General features: G+C 66.5%; 19 protein-coding genes. 9 read left to right on the top strand and 10 right to left on the bottom strand.

All coding sequences use genetic code 11. The annotated features are described in order from the left end of the window. Positions 1–101 precede the first annotated feature (101 nt). The 5 genes from IPG63_05510 to IPG63_05490 all read left to right on the top strand — a co-directional run bounded on the left by IPG63_05510 (position 102) and on the right by IPG63_05490 (position 4,034). On the top strand, positions 102–1,436 hold the full coding sequence (locus IPG63_05510; protein ID MBK6726709.1) for a tetratricopeptide repeat protein: 1,335 nt from the start codon (positions 102–104) through the stop codon (positions 1,434–1,436). A 186-nt stretch (positions 1,437–1,622) separates the two neighbouring features. Next, the gene (locus IPG63_05505; GenBank protein ID MBK6726708.1) at positions 1,623–2,282 is read left to right on the top strand and encodes an energy transducer TonB; all 660 of its coding nucleotides are present in this window, start codon (positions 1,623–1,625) and stop codon (positions 2,280–2,282) included. Positions 2,283–2,406: 124 nt separating this feature from the next. Next, positions 2,407–3,168, top strand: coding sequence for a MotA/TolQ/ExbB proton channel family protein (locus IPG63_05500; protein ID MBK6726707.1), 762 nt, complete (start codon positions 2,407–2,409; stop codon positions 3,166–3,168). 24 nt (positions 3,169–3,192) lie between these two features. Continuing rightward, the gene (locus IPG63_05495; GenBank protein ID MBK6726706.1) at positions 3,193–3,606 is read left to right on the top strand and encodes a biopolymer transporter ExbD; all 414 of its coding nucleotides are present in this window, start codon (positions 3,193–3,195) and stop codon (positions 3,604–3,606) included. 20 nt (positions 3,607–3,626) lie between these two features. Continuing rightward, the gene (locus tag IPG63_05490; protein MBK6726705.1) at positions 3,627–4,034 is read left to right on the top strand and encodes a biopolymer transporter ExbD; all 408 of its coding nucleotides are present in this window, start codon (positions 3,627–3,629) and stop codon (positions 4,032–4,034) included. 52 nt (positions 4,035–4,086) lie between these two features. On the opposite strand, the gene IPG63_05485 is transcribed toward IPG63_05490, so the two are convergent. Continuing rightward, positions 4,087–4,824, bottom strand: a complete 738-nt coding sequence (locus IPG63_05485) for a pyridoxine 5'-phosphate synthase (protein ID MBK6726704.1) — start codon at positions 4,822–4,824, stop codon at positions 4,087–4,089. A gap of 188 nt (positions 4,825–5,012) precedes the next feature. On the opposite strand from IPG63_05485, the gene IPG63_05480 reads away from it, so the two are divergent. Further along, positions 5,013–7,829 (top strand): diguanylate cyclase, encoded by a 2,817-nt coding sequence (locus tag IPG63_05480; GenBank protein MBK6726703.1) that lies wholly within the window; start codon positions 5,013–5,015, stop codon positions 7,827–7,829. Positions 7,830–7,835: 6 nt separating this feature from the next. Here the strand turns inward: IPG63_05480 and IPG63_05475 are convergent, their stop codons facing one another. The 8 genes from IPG63_05475 to IPG63_05440 all read right to left on the bottom strand — a co-directional run bounded on the left by IPG63_05475 (position 7,836) and on the right by IPG63_05440 (position 13,355). Beyond that, positions 7,836–8,141, bottom strand: coding sequence for a lipid-A-disaccharide synthase N-terminal domain-containing protein (locus IPG63_05475; protein MBK6726702.1), 306 nt, complete (start codon positions 8,139–8,141; stop codon positions 7,836–7,838). Positions 8,142–8,203: 62 nt separating this feature from the next. Next, positions 8,204–8,935 (bottom strand): glycosyltransferase family 2 protein, encoded by a 732-nt coding sequence (locus tag IPG63_05470; protein ID MBK6726701.1) that lies wholly within the window; start codon positions 8,933–8,935, stop codon positions 8,204–8,206. A gap of 89 nt (positions 8,936–9,024) precedes the next feature. Next, a complete protein-coding gene (locus tag IPG63_05465; GenBank protein MBK6726700.1) occupies positions 9,025–9,750 on the bottom strand; it encodes a DUF3379 family protein in 726 nt (241 codons plus the stop codon). Continuing rightward, positions 9,737–10,255, bottom strand: a complete 519-nt coding sequence (locus tag IPG63_05460; protein ID MBK6726699.1) for a sigma-70 family RNA polymerase sigma factor — start codon at positions 10,253–10,255, stop codon at positions 9,737–9,739. Before IPG63_05460 ends, IPG63_05465 begins: the two co-directional genes overlap by 14 nt. A 53-nt stretch (positions 10,256–10,308) precedes the next feature. Further along, positions 10,309–11,193 (bottom strand): ParB/RepB/Spo0J family partition protein, encoded by an 885-nt coding sequence (locus tag IPG63_05455; GenBank protein ID MBK6726698.1) that lies wholly within the window; start codon positions 11,191–11,193, stop codon positions 10,309–10,311. Between the two features lie 10 nt (positions 11,194–11,203). After that, positions 11,204–11,998: a ParA family protein gene (locus IPG63_05450; GenBank protein ID MBK6726697.1), complete on the bottom strand. Its 795-nt coding sequence runs from the start codon at positions 11,996–11,998 to the stop codon at positions 11,204–11,206. A 144-nt stretch (positions 11,999–12,142) separates the two neighbouring features. Next, complete coding sequence (gene rsmG / locus IPG63_05445; protein MBK6726696.1) at positions 12,143–12,787, bottom strand: 16S rRNA (guanine(527)-N(7))-methyltransferase RsmG; 645 nt, start codon at positions 12,785–12,787, stop codon at positions 12,143–12,145. A 31-nt stretch (positions 12,788–12,818) separates the two neighbouring features. Beyond that, positions 12,819–13,355 carry a TlpA family protein disulfide reductase gene (locus tag IPG63_05440; GenBank protein ID MBK6726695.1) on the bottom strand — a complete coding sequence of 179 codons (537 nt, stop codon included), beginning with the start codon at positions 13,353–13,355 and terminating at the stop codon, positions 12,819–12,821. Between the two features lie 158 nt (positions 13,356–13,513). Between IPG63_05440 and IPG63_05435 the strand changes: the two genes are divergently transcribed. Beyond that, positions 13,514–14,974 (top strand): hypothetical protein, encoded by a 1,461-nt coding sequence (locus IPG63_05435; GenBank protein ID MBK6726694.1) that lies wholly within the window; start codon positions 13,514–13,516, stop codon positions 14,972–14,974. Here IPG63_05435 and IPG63_05430 read toward each other — a convergent pair whose 3' ends face one another. Further along, positions 14,975–16,624: an ABC transporter ATP-binding protein gene (locus IPG63_05430; protein MBK6726693.1), complete on the bottom strand. Its 1,650-nt coding sequence runs from the start codon at positions 16,622–16,624 to the stop codon at positions 14,975–14,977. Between the two features lie 47 nt (positions 16,625–16,671). On the opposite strand from IPG63_05430, the gene IPG63_05425 reads away from it, so the two are divergent. Together IPG63_05425 and IPG63_05420 are read left to right on the top strand one after the other, a co-directional pair. After that, the gene (locus tag IPG63_05425) at positions 16,672–16,959 is read left to right on the top strand and encodes a PqqD family protein (GenBank protein MBK6726692.1); all 288 of its coding nucleotides are present in this window, start codon (positions 16,672–16,674) and stop codon (positions 16,957–16,959) included. A 1-nt stretch (position 16,960) separates the two neighbouring features. Beyond that, complete coding sequence (locus IPG63_05420; GenBank protein MBK6726691.1) at positions 16,961–17,404, top strand: lasso peptide biosynthesis B2 protein; 444 nt, start codon at positions 16,961–16,963, stop codon at positions 17,402–17,404. Positions 17,405–17,503: the final 99 nt, after the last annotated feature.

Below are 17,503 nucleotides of genomic sequence, written 5' to 3'. Positions count from 1 at the left end.
CAAACAACGACGCTTGTGACACCGTAATGGCGCGGATACGCTCTGCGGCCTTTTTGCTGGCAGGACGCTGGCAGGGTTTCGAATCTGTGGAGGGGTCAACCATGAAACGCCTTGTCTTGCCGATCGCGCTGGCGGTCTTTTGCGGCACCCTGCTGGTCGCGGTTCCGTTCCAGAGCGCGTTCGCGCAGAACGAGACCGGTGGCGTCAACAAGCGCCCCGCCAATACTCGCGCCGCGCGCGCGGCCGAGAAGGCCAAGGGCAATCAGGCCGCCGAGAATCCGTTTCCGAACGCTACCCGCAAGGACCCGCCGAACAAGATTTCGCCCAAACTGGCGAAGAAGATCGACAAGGCGCTGAAGGCGTTCTACGACGAGAAGTATGCGGACGCCGAGGCCACGTTCAACGAAGTGCTTGCTGATGCAAAGGCCGGTAACTACGAAAAGGCGCTCGCCCACCAGGCGCTGGGTAGCATCTACAACGACCGTGACGACGACGCGGCCAAGACTCTCGAATCCATGCGCAAGGCGATCGACCTCGATGCGCTGCCGAACATCACGCATTTTGGCGTGATGCTGCAGTATGCGAACCTCAGCATGGTCGAGGAGAAATACGCCGATGCGATCACGATGATCGACCGTTGGCTGAAGGAAACTGGTTCCGAGAAGGACACTGCCTATTCGATCAAGGCGCAGTCGCTGTATCGCATGGAGAAACTGGACGAGGCCGCGGCGACGATCAAGCAAGCGATCGCGCTTTCGACAAAGCCGAGCGAGGCCTGGTACCAGCTGCTGTTGGCGAGCTACTACGAACAGGACAAGTTTGCCGAAGCCATCGCCGAAGGCGAGGCTGCGCTTCAGAAAATGCCAGAGAGCAAGGCCCTCACGCGCATGCTTGGCAACGTCTACATCCAGGCGGAACAGCCGGACAAGGCGGTCGCGCTGCTTTCGGCGGGCTATGCCAAGGGCATGATGACCACCGAAAGCGAGGTCAAGCAGCTCTACCAGTTGTACAACGTTGCGGACCGGCCGCTGGAGGCGATCAAGGTCATCGAGGCCGGCCTCGCGTCCGGCACGCTGCCGCGGGGCCTCGATCACCTGCAGGCGTTGGGCGATTCGTTTCGACTCGCCGAAAAGTCCGTCGAGGCATCGGCGGTCTACGCTCAGGCCGCGGAGTTCGCGAAGGATGGCGAGATGAACTTCCTCCAGGCCTACACGCTGTATGAGGCCGACAAGTTTGCCGAGGCCAAGGCCGCGGTGCAGAAGGCGCTTCAGCGCACGCCGTTCAAGAGTGAGGGCCAGGCCTGGCTACTGCTCGGCAACTGCGAGCTGGAGTCCAACAACAAGGCCGCCGCGATCGCCGCCTTCCAGAAAGCGACCGGTTACGAGGCCACACGCAAGTCGGCCGAGACCTGGTTGAAGAACGCTGCTCGAATGTGACGCAAGTCGCGGCACTGGCGAACCCTTCGGGGCGAACTGGTCCGTTATGTGGCTGTAACGTGCGAGGAAGATGCTGCACGGACGCTGGATAGAACCCAACTGGCCGTGGTTATAATCGCGACCCCCTTGGCCGGATTCGTCCTGCCAAGAGGTCGCAAACACGGCCTCCGCAGAACCGAGACCCCCATGTCGAGCATCGATAACGACACCGAAACAGGCTTCAGCTGGCGCCGCGTCGCCGGGCAGTCCTTTGCGCTGGCCCTGCATGCCGGAGCCTTCATGTTCCTGATCGCCCCGGTCAAGCCGCCGGACGCCATCGTCGAAGAGGACGATCTGGTGATCGACGTCACCTTCATCGAACCGCCGCCGCCGCCGCCGCCGCCGCCGCCGCCGCCGCCGGAGCCACCGAAGGAAATCAAGAAAATCATCGAGAACAAGCCGCAGCCCACGCCGCCGCCGCCGCCGCCGGTGGACGAACGGCCGGTGTTCGATGAGCCCAACGAGATGGCCGAAGAGGCCACGCCACCTGCGCCGCCGGCGCCGCCCGCGCCGGTGTTGCCGAGCAACATCGGTGCCTCGGAAGATCCGAGCTACCGCAAGGCGCGGCCGCCCCGGTACCCGCCGGCGGCGTTGCGTCGTCGCCTCGAAGGCGAGGTGGTACTGGTCGTCACCGTCGGCATCGACGGCAGTGCGCTCAGGGTCGAAATCCACAAGTCGAGCCGGCACCGCGAACTCGACCAGGAAGCGATGAAAGCGGTCAAGCAATGGAAGTTCAATCCCGAGGTCCGCGACGGTCGCCCCGTCGAAGGCCGCGTCCTCGTTCCCATCAAGTTCACGCTCAACTAAGGGTAATGCCATGCAACAAGACCAGACGACCCAGCCTGCAGACGCCGCGGGCGCTGCCCCCGCCGATGCAATGACGGCTGCTGCCAGCATGCCCGAAGCGACTACCGCCGCCGGGGCAGACACGATGGCTGCGGCCACCGACATCGCTGCCAGCGGCAGTGCCTCCAATGCTGCTGCCTTCCAGCAGATGGGCTTCGACCACCTGCTCGGCCAACTCGACTGGGTCGGTTGGGTCGTGCTGGTCACACTGGTGATCATGTCGATCGTCAGCTGGGTCTACACGGTGATGAACGCGATCCGCAACACGCAGATCACCGGGCGCATGGAAAAAATGATCCGCACCTTCTGGGAAACGCCCTCGGCCGGCGACGCGGTGCGCTTCATGGAGGAACAGCCGAAGTCGGAGCCGTTCTCCAAGATCGCACTCGATTGCGCATCCGCCGCAGCCCACCACCAGCGTCACGAAGGCTCGCGTCTGGTGGAAGCGCTCAATCGTTCGGAGTTCATCGACCGCGCCCTGCGCCAGGCCGTGACCCGCGAGAGCTCGAAGCTGGAAAACGGCCTGACCTGGCTGGCGACCACCGGCTCGTCTGCGCCGTTCGTCGGCCTGCTCGGCACGGTGTGGGGCATCTACCACGCGCTGATCGCGATCGGCGCCTCCGGTGACGCCTCGATCGACGTCGTCGCGGGTCCGGTCGGCGAAGCGCTGATCATGACCGCGATCGGTCTGTTCGTCGCGATTCCCGCGGTGCTGGCCTACAACTTCTTCACCCGCAGCAACCGCAAGATCTACGCCCGATTCGACGAGTTCGCGCATGACCTGCACGACTTCTTTGCCACCGGTTCGCGCGTCGAAGGCGCCGCTCCGAAGGCTGCGAAGAAGTAATCACCACGCCAACGGGAGCCGGTCATGGGAATGGCAGCAGGAGGGAACGAAGGCGGAGTGATGGCGGAAATCAACGTCACGCCACTGGTCGACGTCATGTTGGTGCTGCTGATCATTTTCATGATCACGGCGCCCCTGATGAACCACAAGGTGAAGGTCGCTCTTCCCGAGAAGACGGTGCTGTTCGAAGAAAAGGAATTGGCGCCGCCGATGACGCTTGCGATCAACGACGCCGGGGAGTTGTTCCTGGATGATGCACCGATCGACCAGCGAGCGCTGGAAGACCGCTTGCGCATCGAAGCGCTGAAGACGCCGCAGCCGATGGTGGAACTGCGCGCCGATCGGACCGTGCAGTACAAGGTCATCGCCGAGGCGATGGGCACCGTCAAGAACGCGGGCATCCGCAAACTCGGTTTCATCACCGAGCCGCAGAAATAAGCGGACAGCGAGGAAGCAACATGGCTTTTGCTAGCAACAAGTCCGGTGGACCGATGGCGGAAATCAACGTGACGCCGCTTGTCGACGTGATGTTGGTGCTGTTGATCATCTTCATGATCACGGCCCCGGCGATGACCCAGCGCATCCTGATCGACGTTCCGCAGAAATCGACCCAGCCGCCACCGAAGGACCCGCCGCCGCCGATCGACCTGGGCATTCGCGCCAATGGCGACATGTTCTGGAACGGTCAGCCGATCTCGACGGACATCCTCAAGCTGCAACTGGAGTTCGAGTCGAAGAAGAGCCCGCAGCCGGTGCTGCAAATCCAGGCCGACGAGGAAACCCAGTACCAGATTCTTGCGGATGTGATGGGGACCGCGAAAAACGTCGGCTACAAGAAGATCGGATTCGCGTCACCGGAAGGCTAGGCGCGCGCCAAGCGAAGCACTGGAAACGGCCGGGCCCAAAACCCGGCCGTTTCTATTGGTGTGCACGGCAGATCGCCAGGTAGCGCCGCACAGTGTTCGCCAGTCCGGCATAGAGCGCGTCGTTGATCAGGGCGTGACCGATCGAGACTTCGGCGATGGGAGCGGCCGTCCTGAGCAGCGCATCGAGGTTGTGCAGGTCCAGGTCGTGCCCGGCGTTGACAGACAAGCCTGCGGCGCGCGCGTCCGTTGCCGTGCGCACACAGTTGGCCAAGCTATCGAGCGAGCGCGTCTGTGCGTACGGTCCGGTGTAGATCTCGACGCGCTGGGCGCCCAGTGCGGCAATCTGCTCGCCCCAGCAGGAGCCGGCATCGACGAACAGGCTGACGCGCGCGCCGATCGCGCGCAACCGGGCAACGACCGGACGCAGACGATCGGCGTCGCGGGCCACGTCGAAGCCGTGGTCGGAAGTGAGTTGGGCGTCGCCATCCGGAACCAGGGTGACTTGGGTCGGTCGCGCCCGTTCCACCAGTTCCAGGAAACCCGGATAGCCGAGCTCATTGGGTCCGGCGAAGGGGTTGCCCTCGATGTTGAACTCGACTTCGAGCATGGAGGCGAGCGCTGCCACGTCGCCGGGGCGGATATGACGCAAGTCTGGCCGCGGATGCACGGTGACGCCGTCGGCGCCCGCCGCCACCGCAACCCGTGCGGCCTCCATCACGTCCGGCACACCGCCCCCGCGCGAATTGCGCAGTACGGCGATCTTGTTCAGGTTCACACTAAGTCGCGTCATGCACACAGTTTGCCATGGCCTCGCGCAGCGCGGGCCAGTCAACAATGCTGGCGCGACCGCGCCGGCAGCGGGGCCTGTGGTCAAATGCGCGCATGCCATGGATCCGCGCCTTGCGCCAGTTTCTGAGCTGCCTTGTGATCCTGGGGGCGGCCTGGAGCGGGTCGGCATGGCCGGTGGCAACGGGCGCCATGAGCGCGGGCGCCGATGCCAGCGGCGTCCCCTTGTTGACGCGCTTCAATGCCGAGCATTACGACGTGATCCCGCAGCACAGCGGGCTCGCAGTCGATGCCGACGGCCGCGTGTTCGTGGCCAACATCGAGGGACTGCTGGTGCATTCGGCGGGACGCTTCGAGTCGATCCCGACGCCGCAGGGAAGCTCGCTGCGCAGCGTCGCGCTGACTCGCGACGGCACAGTCCTGGCCGGCGGTTACGATCAGTTCGGTCTGTACACGGAGCAGCCCGACGGCCGCTGGTCTTACAGCGACCTCGACGAGCGATTCCGCGAAGTACCCGGAGCGCATCCGATCGGTCAGGTTTGGCTGGTGCTGGAACTGGCGGACGGCGTCTATGTGCAAGCGGAACACCGGCTGTTTCGCATCAGCGATGACGGCAAGGTCGAGAGCTGGCCGAACCCGGCGCCGGCACTGACGGCATTGCACGTCGGCGACGAGCTGTGGTCGCGCTTCCAAGGCGTTGGATTGATGCGATTCGACGGCAGCGGCTTCGTTTCGGTGCCCGGCGGTGAGGCTTTCATTCGCTATGGCGTGCAGAGCACTGCACCGCATCCGCAGGGCACCGTATTCACCTCGCGCGTGCATGGACTCTACGTCGGCGATGCCGAGCGTGGGCTGAAGCATGTCGAGACCGCCTACGATGCGTGGCTCCGTGAAGCGCAGGCATACAGCATCGCCGCACTGAGCGATGGCGACTTCGCCATCGCGACCTTGTCTGGCGAGGTCGCGATCGTCGACGCCAAGTTCGCGATGAAGAAGCGCTACCGGGTCAGCAACTATCCGATCACCGACATCGCCCAGAGCATCGACGGCGGCTTGTGGTGCAGCACCGAGGGCGACTTGGTGCGACTTGAGTGGCCGTCGCCGTGGACCTTTGTCGGTGAGGAGGACGGCTTGTTTGGCGCCCTGAACGACGCCGAGTGGTTCGAAGGTTCGCGCTGGGTCGCGACCTCGCTCGGCTTGTTCCGCTCCCGGGTGGGCGACGATGGCCGCGTGCGCTTCGCGCGCGAGCCTTGGACGGTGGACGAAGTCTGGGACCTGCAGCGCGTCGGCAGTGACTTGCTGGTCGGAGAACGCAGTTCGGTGACGCGGTTTCGCGCCGGGCAGGTGCACAAGATCACCGACAGCAGTGGAGTTTCCGAGTTGATCGTCTCCAGTTATGCGCCTGGGCGGGTGCTGGCGCTGGAGGACACCTCGATCTTGGAACTCGAGCGCGATCCCGACTGGCACGTCGGCGTTCGCCATGACTTTGGCGAGGTCACCGTATCGACCCTGGTCGAACTCGACGCCGAGCACTGGCTGGTCGGAAACTGGCGCGGCTATCCATTGCTGGTGACGCGCATCGACGAGAACGGAGAAGTCCGACTGCAACGCACCACGCTGGGTCCCGAGGCTGGATTCGGCACCGCCGCCGATGCCGGGAGCAGCGTATGGGTGCTCGATGGCAAGGTCTACGCCTCGATCGGTGACGACCTCTACGAACGTCGCGGCGAGCGCTTTGCCGCGGTACCCGATCATCCGCTTGCCAAGTTGGCCGGTGAACGCGTCAATGAACTGGAGTTGCGCAGCGCCACCGGCCACGAGTACGCGTTCACCAGTCGCAAGGTCTGGGTAGGTGTGGCGGGGCAGTGGCAGCCGCTGCGCATGGAATCCCGGCGCGCGCTCGGACTGACCGAGCTGTCGATCGCCGACGACGGGCACCTCACCGTGGTCGCCTGGGGCGGCCTGTTGACCTACGATCCTGCGCTCGGAGCGCATGCCGACAGCGCCCTGCACTTGCGCATGCACCGCGTTACCCTGACCGACGCTGGGCATCGGACCCAATTGCTCGACCGGCGCGGGACGGCCACCCTTGATCTGCCGCCGCTCGAGGGACTGCGCTTCGAGTACGGCATCAACGGTCACGATGCTACGGCCGAATACCGGACTCGGCTCGTCGACGGCAATGGTGGCGATTGGAGCGACTGGACGTCGAACGCCGAGCGCGAGTTCAATCGACTGGCACCTGGAAGCTACCGGCTCGCCGTGGAAGCGCGGACGCGCGGCGGTGGCGCCGGCAGTGACCTGCTCGGCTTCGCCTTTCGGGTTCAGCCACGCTGGTACCAGACGCGCGCTGCCGGGTGGGCAGCCGCAGCCTTGACGCTCGCACTCGGCTCATTGCTGGCCTGGTTCTGGGGCCGGCACCGCTCGCGCAAGCTGCGTCAACGCAACCTGGCGCTGGAACGCGAGATCGCCGCGCACACACGCGAGTTGGAAGTTGCCAATCAGCGCCTGTCGCGGCTCGCGGTGCAGGACGGCCTCACCGGCATCACCAATCGGCGCGGATTCGAGCAGTTCTACGCGCGTTCGTGGAATCGCCTGGCCGAACAGCGCCTGCCGCTTGCGGTGTTGATGGTCGATGTCGACTACTTCAAGCAATACAACGATCAGCATGGGCACCTGCTCGGTGACGAGACGCTGCGCGGCATCGCGCGCCAACTCGAGCAGCATGTGCAGGAACCCGAGGAACTGCTGGCGCGTTTCGGTGGCGAGGAGTTCGTGATCGTGTTGTGCGCCGTCGACATCGAGGAAGCAGCGATGCGCGCCCACGCCATCCGCACCCGCTGTGAGGAGTTCGGAAAGGGGCAGGGCATCACCGTCAGCGTCGGCGTGGCCGCGTGCTTCCCGCGCGGCGGGCTGCGTGCGGCGCAGCTGATCGAAGAAGCGGATGCCGCGCTCTATCGCGCCAAGAAGCTCGGCCGCAATCGCGTCGAGCGCGGCCGCGCGATCTGAGGCGGATCAGTCGGTCACGATTTCACGGCGCTTGGCGGTATGCAGCAGCCACAGGTTGCGACTGTAGATGAACAACCCGGAGAACTGCCCGAGGGTGAACACCAGGTCGCGTTTGTGGATGGCGTACACGGTCAGCGTCAGCCCGCCGAACAGCGACAGCCACCAGAACACCGTGGGCACGACCACGCGCTTTGCCTTCTCGCTGAACCACCACTGCACGATGAAGCGCGATGCGAAAACGCCCTGGCCGAGAAAACCGATCGCCAGCCAGAAGTTGAAATTGTGCGCCCACGAGGCAAGAAAATCGGCCATGACCCATCCGGTGTATAGCGGACGCGGTGGATGCGCCCGGAAAAGTCGCCCAGCTTAGCGGCTCAGCCGTTGGAAATTTCTTCTACGACGCTGCGCTTCGCGCGCCGGATCAACCAGGCCACGCCACGCAGGTCGGCGATGCCGACCAGGGCGCGCTGGAGGTTGTTGTACTTGGAGACGCCGGCGCTGCGCGGGCGATGGTTCACCGGCACGCTCTGCGTGTTCCAGCCCGCGCGCTGCATCAGCGCCGGCAGGTAGCGGTGCATGTGGTCGAAGTAGGGCAGATCCAGAAACGCCTCGCGTTCGAACAGCTTGATGCCGCAGCCGGTGTCGGGCGTGGCGTCGCGGAGCAGGCGGCTGCGCAGTGCATTCGCCAGCTTCGAGGCGAGACGCTTGCTGCCGGTATCGCGCCGCTGCACGCGCCAGCCGGCGAAGAGCTTGGTCTGCGCATCCGCTGCGGTGCGCGCCTCGAGCAGCTTCGGGATGTCGGCCGGATCGTTCTGGCCATCACCGTCGAGGGTGGCGATCCAGCCGCCGCGCGCCGCCTTGACACCGTTGCGCACCGCGGTGCTCTGACCGCTTTGCGTGACGTGATGCAGCACGCGCAGCTCCGGTACCCGCGCCAGCAGCGAGGTCAGCACGGCCAAGGTATCGTCGCGGCTGTGGTCGTCGACGTAGACGATCTCGAAGGCGATGCGCCCGCGCAGCGCGTTGACGATTTCGTCAACCAGGGTCGGGACGTTGTCGCGCTCGTTGAATACCGGGACGACGACGGAGAGATCGGGTGTGGACACGCGGACGACCTGTGCGACGGCACCGCGGGTGCGGCGCCAAGGCTGCAGACGCTAGCCGATGGCCGGCGCGCCCGCCACCCCGAAACCGATCAAGGCGCGCCCACCGCACCGCTGTCGCCAGCGCCGAACGCGTACTGAAACTCGGCGCCGATGGCGTCGAACTCGCGGTCGCTGGCGGCAAGCAGGATTAGCGTGCCATCCGCTACCGGAAGTTCACGACCACGCACGCCGGCTCGGTTGAAGTCCTGCCGTGGCTCATGCACGCGTGGCACATAGAGCGCGGTGACCGGCCCGTGTTCGCGCTGAAGCACCAGGTGCGCCACGCGATGGTGGCCGAGCGGACAATTCATCAGATAGTGAACGGTTCCCGGAGCGTGGCGCAGCGGTGCACCAAGCGCCGCGAACAGGGCGCGGACATCATCCTCGGCGACGATTGCGCGCGAGGAGAGCGCGACCGGCTCGTGCGCGAGATGGGCGATCGCGAGGTCCGACATCGGTGCGTTCAGGCCGATCCAGCGCCAGGCAAAGGCCGCGCCGAGGCCGATGCTCAACAGCAGCGCGGCGGCCAACGACCAGTTTCGCCAGCGCGGGCGCGCAGGTTCGTGGCGGGTGGCGGTGATCTGGGCCAGCAGCAGCCGGTCGGCAAGCCCTTCCGGCACCGGCACCGCGAATGCGGCGGAAAGCGTGCGCTCAAAGCCGAGCGCGCGCTGTAGCGCGTCGCTGCAGCGCGCGCACTGCACGCGATGCGCGTCAGCAGTCTCGTCGAGATTGCGCGGATCGGTGCCGATGGCGCGGCGGAACTCAAGGCAGTTCATAGACCTTGGCCTCCTCGCCATAGCCGCCCAGGGCCGCCTTCAACTTCTGGCGGGCGCGGAACACCTGGGTCATTACCGCTCCCGGCGAGACGCCGAGCTCGGCTGCGATTTCCTCGCAGCTGAAACCGCCGAGGACCTGCATCAGCAGCGGCTCGCGATACTTCGCATCGAGTTTCGCCATCGCGCGGCGTACCAGTGCATCGTCGCCGAGCTGATCGGGCGACGGCAGCTCGGACTCCGGCAACTGCACCGCGTCGATCGGCTCGAATGCCGGCGTCTTGCGCTCGTACAAACGCGCATGCTCGCGGCGCAGGATGGTGATCAGCCAGGCCTTTGCGGCGGCGGTCTCGCGCAGGTTGTCGAGCGAACGCCAGGCGCGCAGATAGGTCTCCTGGGTGAGGTCCTGCGCCAGGGCCTCGTTGCCGCACAGCCAGAACGCGAAGCGATACAGGTCGGCGCTGGTCGCGCGCACCAAGGCATCGAACTGGGACTGTTTGCTCACCATGCCCCCAAGACCCGCTCAGGGGCCGAATTCTTTCACCGAATGCGCCGCCGTGCTCAGCGGATGCGTTCGAGGATGCCGTCGAGTTCGTCCAGCGAGTGGTAGGCGATGACCAGCTTGCCGCGGCCATTGCGTGCGTGCTGGATGCTGACGCGGGTGGCCAGCTTCTCGGACAGGTCCTGTTCGAGGCGGGAAATGTTGGGGTCGGCGCCACCGGGCTTCTTCTTGCCTTCGGGCTTGCCTGCGGTCTTCGCGGCCTGCTCGTTGCGCACGCGTTCTTCGAGTTCGCGCACGCTCCAGCCGCCGTCAGCCGCGGCCAAGGCGAGGGCGGTGGCGCGCGCTGGAGCGAGGGTGATCAGCGCACGCGCGTGGCCCATCTCGAGTCGGTGCTTCTCGAGCAGGGTGCGCACGGCTTCCGGCAGCTCGAGCAGGCGCAGCAGGTTGCTCACCGCTGCACGCGAACGGCCGACCGCTTCCGCGGCCTGCTGGTGGGTGAGCGTGAACTCGTCGATCAGGCGCTTGAGCGCTCCGGCTTCCTCGAGCGGATTCAGGTCCTCGCGCTGGATGTTCTCGATCAGCGCCATCGCGATCGCGGCCTGGTCCGGCACTTCCCGCACGACCGCCGGCACGTCGGCCAGGCCGGCTTGTTGCGCTGCGCGCCAGCGGCGCTCGCCAGCGATGATCTCGTAGCGGTCGCGGCCGATCGCACGCACCACGATCGGCTGGATCACGCCCTGGGCCTTGATCGACTCGGCGAGTTCGGTCAGGCGCTCCGGGTCCATGCCGGTGCGCGGCTGGTAGCGACCCGGTTGCAACTGGTTGGCGGGAAGCTGGCGCAGCTCGCCGCCCCCTGCGTTCTCGTTCGCATCGCCGCCGCTGGTGTCGATGCCGAGCAGGGCGTCGAGGCCGCGGCCGAGGCCGCGCAGTTTCTTGGTCGCCATGCGGACTCCGTCAGTTCGTCGTGCCGGCTGCCGCCGGCTTGGCAGTGCGCTCGTGGCGCAGCATTTCCCCGGCCAGGCCGAGATAGGCGATGGCGCCGCGCGACTCGCGGTCGTACATCGAGATCGGCAGGCCATGCGACGGCGCTTCCGCCAGGCGCACGTTGCGCGGCACCACGGTGCGGAACACCTTGTCGCCGAAATGCTTCACCAGCTGGTTCGAGACATCGTTGCCGAGGTTGTTGCGCAGGTCGAACATGGTGCGCAGGATGCCCTCGAGCTCGAGCTTCGGATTCAGCCGCGTCTTCACCGCCTTGATCGTGTTCAGCAGTGCGGTCAGGCCTTCGAGCGCGAAATACTCGCACTGCATCGGCACCAGCACGCCGTCGGCGGCGGTGAGCGCGTTCAACGTCAGCAGGTTCAGCGAAGGCGGGCAGTCGATCAGCACGAAGTGATAGCGATCGCGGATCGGTTCGAGCAGGCTGCGCAGGCGGGTCTCGCGCGCGATCTCGTCCATCATGCGCACTTCGGCCGCGGTCAGGTCGGCACTGCCGGGCAACAGGTCGAAACCGCCGGTCGTCGCCACCAGCGCGGCCTCGAGCGGCACTTCCTCCAGCAAGACCTCACAACCGTTCGGCTTGGCCGTGGCCTTGTCGACGCCGCTCGCCATCGTCGCATTGCCCTGCGGATCCAGATCGATCAACAACACCTTGCGCCGCGCTTCGGCCAGCGCAGCGGCGAGGTTGACACTCGTCGTGGTCTTGCCGACGCCACCCTTCTGGTTTGCGACAGCGATGATGCGGGTCATGGACGGGACAGGTCGGGCGCGCCGCAGGGCGCAAGGCCGGGCATGATACCTGCAGGCGTGACCCGTGGGTCGCGACCCACGCATGCGAGCGCCAAAGGCGCGCCACGAACAGAACAGGAGCCCGGGGCAACGCCCCGGGAGGGTTCAGACCCGCCGCAACTCCACCAACACCCGTTCCCCATCCAGCCCGGGCACAGTCAGCGGATGCACGGCGACAAGGCGGTAGCCAGGCGGAAGGGCCGCCAATTCCTCGGCGTATCCCGGGCCCTTCATGGCCAGCAGGCGGCCGCCGGGGGCAAGCCAGTCGTGGCACCAGCCGGCGAGTTCGGAGATCGGCGCGACCGCCCGCGCGGTGGCGGCGGCGAGCGGGGCGGGTGGGCGATACGCCTCGGCGCGGGCTTCGACTACCTCGACCTGGTCCAGCCCGAGCGAGCGCTTCACTTCGCGCATGAAGCGCGTCTTCTTGCCGTTCGACTCGATCAGCACCACCCGCCGCTCGGGATGCAGGATCGCCAGCGGCAGCCCGGGCAGGCCGGCGCCGGCGCCCATGTCGGCCAACTCGGCTTCGGTCCACAGCGGCGCCATCGCCAGCGAATCGAGCAGATGCCGCGTCAGCATCTCGGCCGGGTCGCGAATCGCGGTCAGGTTGTAGGCCTGGTTCCACTTCAGCAGCAGTTCGAGGTAACCGAGCCAACGACCGACGTGCAGTTCATCCTGCGGCAGATGCATCGAGGCGAGTGCGGCTAGCAGTTTCGGCCGCAGCGCGGCGATCACGGGCGAGAGTTCCATCGCGCCAGTATGGCGGCGGCGCGACGACGCGTCAGCCCGGCAGCGGGCAGCCGTGCTCGTCGCACCCGGCGCCTGGGGTACTGCCAGACGCGTTGGCAGTCAGCGGCGCTTCGCCCACCAGGGCCGCGACCTGCGCGCCGATGGCGAGGTCGCGCAGTCGCCCGAAATGCTGCAGGCGCAGGCGGCCGGCGCGGTCGATCAGGATCGTGGTCGGCGTGCCTTGCATCGCATACGCCTGCATCGTTGCCGGGATCGGCGAACCGGCGACCGCCTGGTCGATGCCGACCGGGAAGCTGATTCGGTACTCTTGCAGGAAGGCGGCGAGTGCGACCGGCGTCATCGCTTCGTGATGCTCGAACACGCTGTGCAGGCCGACCACGGCAACCTCCTCGGGCCGGAACGTCTGCGCGATTTCGAGCGCCTGCGGCAGCGCATGCGAGACGCAGCCCGGGCACAGCATCTGGAACACCTCGAGCACGACCACGCGGCCGCGTAGCGCATCCAGCCGCAGTGGCGGCGAGTTGAACCACTGGCTCGTCTGCCAGTCGGGAGCAAGCTTCAAGGTCATGACCACGGCGCCTTCGAACAGCGAGGACGCGATGCTGGCGCCGACGGCGCGCGCCGGCAAGCGCACGCGGCGCTGAACGGCGTTGGCCAGCCCCGGAAAAGTTCAGGATGAATTCACCCCGTTGCGCCACACTCACCGCGCACATCACGGGGATTGCCATGAAACGTCTTGCCGCCCTTGCCCTGATCGCCGTTTCCAGCCTGCTCGGTGGCTGCGTGACCTACGACGACTACGCGTATCACGACCGCGATGGCTATTACGACGATCGCTACGATGATCGTTACCGCGGCGCCCGTTACTACTACGACCGCTACGGCAATCGGGTCTACTACAACGACTACGACGTCAGTTACCGCTACGGTAGCGCCGGCTACGGCCGCGCCAACTGGGGTTCCCCGGACTACTTCGTCTACAACAGCTACTACTCGGTGCTGTGGCCGACCTACCGCCACTACTACGACCCCTATTGGAGCCCCGGCTTCTACTACGGTGTCGCCTTCTTCCCGCGCACCTACTTCGGGCTGAACGTCGGCTGGCACAGCTGGCCGTATTACCAGGCCTACTCGCCGTATCGGTACAGCCATGCCGACCACTACTACGACTGGTGGGACTATGGTCGCGACCGCGCCGCCAGTCGCCAGCGCTACTACGGCAATCACTACCTGCCGCGCTATGGCAGCGCGCGCAACGAAGCGCAGTACCTGGCGCGCGTCACCGGTGCCCGCGGTGCGGCGCAGACCTATTACGGCGCCTCGGCGCAGCCCGGTTCGATCGTCGATCCGCTGCAGGCGCGCCAGCTGCATTCGCGCGGCGGCACCCTGCCGTTCGAGCGCGGCACGCGCGACTGGAACGACATCCAGCCCTACGGCGCGGACGGTCGCAACTACCGCGGCTTCATCGGACAGGATGCCGCCGGCGCTCCGACACGTGACCCCTACGGCCGCGGCAGCAACGGTGTCGATAGCCGCGGCCGCGCTTCGTCCTACCCGGACAATGGCACGCAGCCACGCACGCAGCGCGGTTACCAGCGTGAGGTCCCGCGCAACGATGGCTACGTCGCCCCGGCTCCGAATACGCGCAGCTACGATCGCGCCAGCGAGCGCAGCCGCATCCATGACGAGCGCGAGATGGAACCCTCCGACTCGACCAGCGTCAGCGAAGACCGCTATTACCGCGGCGGGCGCAGTACGGGCATGCCGAGCACGCCGCAGCCGCAATACGAGTCGCGCACCCGCGAGGCCTATCGCAGCCGCAACATCGAACAGCGCGAGGTGTACCAGCCGAGCGCACCGGCCGAGCGCAGCTACTCGCGGTCGATCGAGCGTAGCCAGCCGGTCTATCAGGCCGCGCCGCGCAGCGAACCGAGTTATGAACGCGCGCAACGCAGCGAGCCGGCGTTCCAGCGCAGCGAACCCAGCTACGAGCGTCCGCAGCGCAGTGAGCCGGCGTTCCAGCGCAGCGAACCCAGCTACGAGCGACCGCAGCGCAGCGAGCCGCGCTCGGCACCGAGTTACGATCCTCCGAGCCGCAGCAGCAGCTCGTCGTCTTCATCTTCTGACGACGGCGGCAGCCGCTCCTCGCGCGGCCAACTGGAACGCATCGTCCGCGACGACGACTGATCACACGGCGCGCAACGTGCCGTCCTCCAGCTTCAACACGCGGTCGGCGAGCGCCAGGCTCGCCGGCCGATGGGTGATCAGCAGCACGGTGCGATGACGCAACACAGCGTGGCACTCGGCCAGGAAATCGCGCTCGCCGTCGGGATCGAACATGGCCGTGGCCTCGTCCAGCACCAGCACCGCCGGATCCTTCAGCAGCGCGCGTGCCAGCGCAATGCGCTGGCGCTGCCCGCCGGACAGGCGCACGCCCTCGTCGCCGATCACGGTGTCATAACCCTGCGGCAGGCGTTCGATGAAGTTGTGCGCATGCGCCGATCGCGCGGCGCGTTCGATCGACGCGCGATCCGCGTCGACGCGGCCGTAGCCGATGTTGTGCGCCACCGTGTCGTTCATCAGCAGCACGTGCTGGCTGACCAGGCCGATGTGCCCGCGCAAGTTCGCGAGCGCCAGCTCGCGCAGGTCGATGCCATCGAGCGTAATGCGACCGGCCGCCGGGTCGGCGAAACGCATCAGCAGGTGTGCCAGTGTGCTCTTGCCGGCGCCATTGCGTCCGGTGATCGCCACCGTTTCACCGGCACGGATCTGCAAGGACAGCTCGGCGAACACGGGTGGCCGACCGGGATACGCAAACGCCACCGACTCGAACGCGATCTCGCCACGCACCGACGTCACGTCGCGTCCGCCATCCGTCGGTTCAGGTGACTCGGCGAACACGTCGATCAAGCGTCGCGATGCGGCACGTGTCGCCTGCAGCCGTCCCCACACGCCGGCCAGTTGCGACACCGGCTGCGTCATAAGCAGCCCATACAGCAGCAGGCTGACCAGTTCCGGTGGCGTCAGCGTGCCGGCAGCGATGCCGCGGCCACCGAGCCACAGCAGGGCGATCACCGCGGTCGCCGTCAGCCAGCGCATCACCGGCGTCAGCGCCGACTCAAGCGCCTGCTGATGCAGTTCGTGTTCGCGCACGCGTTCGCTCTGCAATGCATAACGCGCGGACTCGTCGGGCTCGCGCGTGAATGCCTTGATCAGCGGCAGCAGCGACAGGTTCTGCTCGGCGATCGCAAACTTGGCGGCGTCTTCGCGGTAGTACACATCGACCAGTGGCCGCAGACGGCGACCGCTGATCTTCAGTGCCAGCACATACACCGGCACTGCCGCCGCCACCACCAGGCCGAGCCGCGGTTCGATCCACAGCAACATCGCCAGCGCACCGGCGCAGGTGAGCAGCATCGGCAGCAGCGCCGGCAGCGTGCCAGACACAAAACTGCTGACGCGCCACACGTCGCTGCCGAGCAGGCTCAACACCTCGCCGCGCTTGCGCGCCTGGTGCCATGCCAGTGGCAGCGCCTGCAGCTGGTCGTATACGCGCACGCCGAGCGCAGCGGCATAACGCGTCGCAAACGCCGCCAGCACTCGTGCATTCAGGATGGTCAGTGCGGTATGCACCGCCAGCACGCCGATCCACAGCAGCAGCAGACGTTCGACGATGTGTCCCTGCAACAGCGACGCCGCAATCTGCCCGGCGAACCACGGCAGGCTCAAGGCCACCGCACTCTCGGCCAGCGCGATCGCGACGCCGGCCAGCAGCCAGCGCCGATACGGGCGCAAGTCACGCAGCAGAAAGGCGATCTCGGGATGGGCGGCGGGCATCGGCAGGCGGTTCAACGCATCGGAAGCTGTCGGCTATCATGCCCGACATGACCGTTGCACCGCTCACACTCGGCCAGACCGCGCGCCGTTCCGACGATGTCCTGTTCCAGGAGGTCGGTGGCGAGGCCGTGCTGCTCGATCTCGCCAGCGAACAGTATTTCGGGCTCGACCCGGTCGGCACCCGCATCTGGCAGCTGATCGGCGACGGCGCCACGTTGCAGTCCATCCACGACGCCATGCTCGCCGAATTCGACGTCACCCCGGACCAGCTCCATCACGATCTGCTCGCGCTCGCGGCCCAGCTGCGTGATGCCGGCCTGATCAAGCTCGGCTGACATGGCCGGGCGCCTGCGCGGCTGGCTGAAGCTGTCGCCGCGCGAGCGCGTGCAGTTCATCGCCCTGGTGCCCGCGCTGGCCGGTGTGCACGCAGCACTCGCGATGTTCGGCTACGTGCGCACGCGGCGCTGGCTCGAGCGCTGCAGCCGCCACGCCAACCCGCACTCGGCCAGCAAATCCGATCTCGCCGCCGCCACCCGCCTCGCCGAACTCGCCACCATCGCCGGTCGCCATGGCCTCGTTACCGCCAGCTGTCTGCGCCAATCGCTGCTGGTCTACGCCTGGCTGCGCCGCTGCGGCCTCGATCCGCAGCTGCAGATCGGCGTGCGCAAGGATGGCGGTGGTCTGGAAGCGCATGCCTGGGTGGCGCTGTCAGGCGCACCGTTATCGGACGTTTCGCCTTCCGACTGGTCGCCGCTGCAGCACGTACCGACGCCCGGCTAGCATCCGCGGAAGCGGCCATCGCTCAGTGTCGATCATGTTCGGCAACACCCACAACATCGGTCGACATCGCGTGGCGGCGGAAAGGCGCTTGGTCACGCG

The sequence above is a fragment of the Lysobacterales bacterium genome (assembly GCA_016703225.1).
Taxonomy (GTDB): Bacteria; Pseudomonadota; Gammaproteobacteria; order Xanthomonadales; family Ahniellaceae; genus JADKHK01.
This window is presented reverse-complemented; position numbering and strand designations above follow the sequence as displayed.

What these genes read in the sequence shown, in the direction of transcription:
- IPG63_05500 (MBK6726707.1), top strand. Translation starts at nt 2,407, where the DNA reads ATGGCTGCGGCCACCGACATCGCTGCCAGCGGCAGTGCCTCCAATGCT.
- IPG63_05430 (MBK6726693.1), bottom strand. Translation starts at nt 16,624, where the DNA reads ATGCCCGCCGCCCATCCCGAGATCGCCTTTCTGCTGCGTGACTTGCGC.
- IPG63_05510 (MBK6726709.1), top strand. Translation starts at nt 102, where the DNA reads ATGAAACGCCTTGTCTTGCCGATCGCGCTGGCGGTCTTTTGCGGCACC.
- IPG63_05490 (MBK6726705.1), top strand. Translation starts at nt 3,627, where the DNA reads ATGGCTTTTGCTAGCAACAAGTCCGGTGGACCGATGGCGGAAATCAAC.
- IPG63_05505 (MBK6726708.1), top strand. Translation starts at nt 1,623, where the DNA reads ATGTCGAGCATCGATAACGACACCGAAACAGGCTTCAGCTGGCGCCGC.
- IPG63_05475 (MBK6726702.1), bottom strand. Translation starts at nt 8,141, where the DNA reads ATGGCCGATTTTCTTGCCTCGTGGGCGCACAATTTCAACTTCTGGCTG.
- IPG63_05420 (MBK6726691.1), top strand. Translation starts at nt 16,961, where the DNA reads ATGGCCGGGCGCCTGCGCGGCTGGCTGAAGCTGTCGCCGCGCGAGCGC.
- IPG63_05480 (MBK6726703.1), top strand. Translation starts at nt 5,013, where the DNA reads ATGAGCGCGGGCGCCGATGCCAGCGGCGTCCCCTTGTTGACGCGCTTC.
- IPG63_05435 (MBK6726694.1), top strand. Translation starts at nt 13,514, where the DNA reads ATGAAACGTCTTGCCGCCCTTGCCCTGATCGCCGTTTCCAGCCTGCTC.
- IPG63_05460 (MBK6726699.1), bottom strand. Translation starts at nt 10,255, where the DNA reads ATGGTGAGCAAACAGTCCCAGTTCGATGCCTTGGTGCGCGCGACCAGC.
- IPG63_05440 (MBK6726695.1), bottom strand. Translation starts at nt 13,355, where the DNA reads ATGACCTTGAAGCTTGCTCCCGACTGGCAGACGAGCCAGTGGTTCAAC.
- IPG63_05455 (MBK6726698.1), bottom strand. Translation starts at nt 11,193, where the DNA reads ATGGCGACCAAGAAACTGCGCGGCCTCGGCCGCGGCCTCGACGCCCTG.
- rsmG (MBK6726696.1), bottom strand. Translation starts at nt 12,787, where the DNA reads ATGGAACTCTCGCCCGTGATCGCCGCGCTGCGGCCGAAACTGCTAGCC.
- IPG63_05495 (MBK6726706.1), top strand. Translation starts at nt 3,193, where the DNA reads ATGGGAATGGCAGCAGGAGGGAACGAAGGCGGAGTGATGGCGGAAATC.
- IPG63_05465 (MBK6726700.1), bottom strand. Translation starts at nt 9,750, where the DNA reads ATGAACTGCCTTGAGTTCCGCCGCGCCATCGGCACCGATCCGCGCAAT.
- IPG63_05450 (MBK6726697.1), bottom strand. Translation starts at nt 11,998, where the DNA reads ATGACCCGCATCATCGCTGTCGCAAACCAGAAGGGTGGCGTCGGCAAG.
- IPG63_05425 (MBK6726692.1), top strand. Translation starts at nt 16,672, where the DNA reads ATGACCGTTGCACCGCTCACACTCGGCCAGACCGCGCGCCGTTCCGAC.
- IPG63_05485 (MBK6726704.1), bottom strand. Translation starts at nt 4,824, where the DNA reads ATGACGCGACTTAGTGTGAACCTGAACAAGATCGCCGTACTGCGCAAT.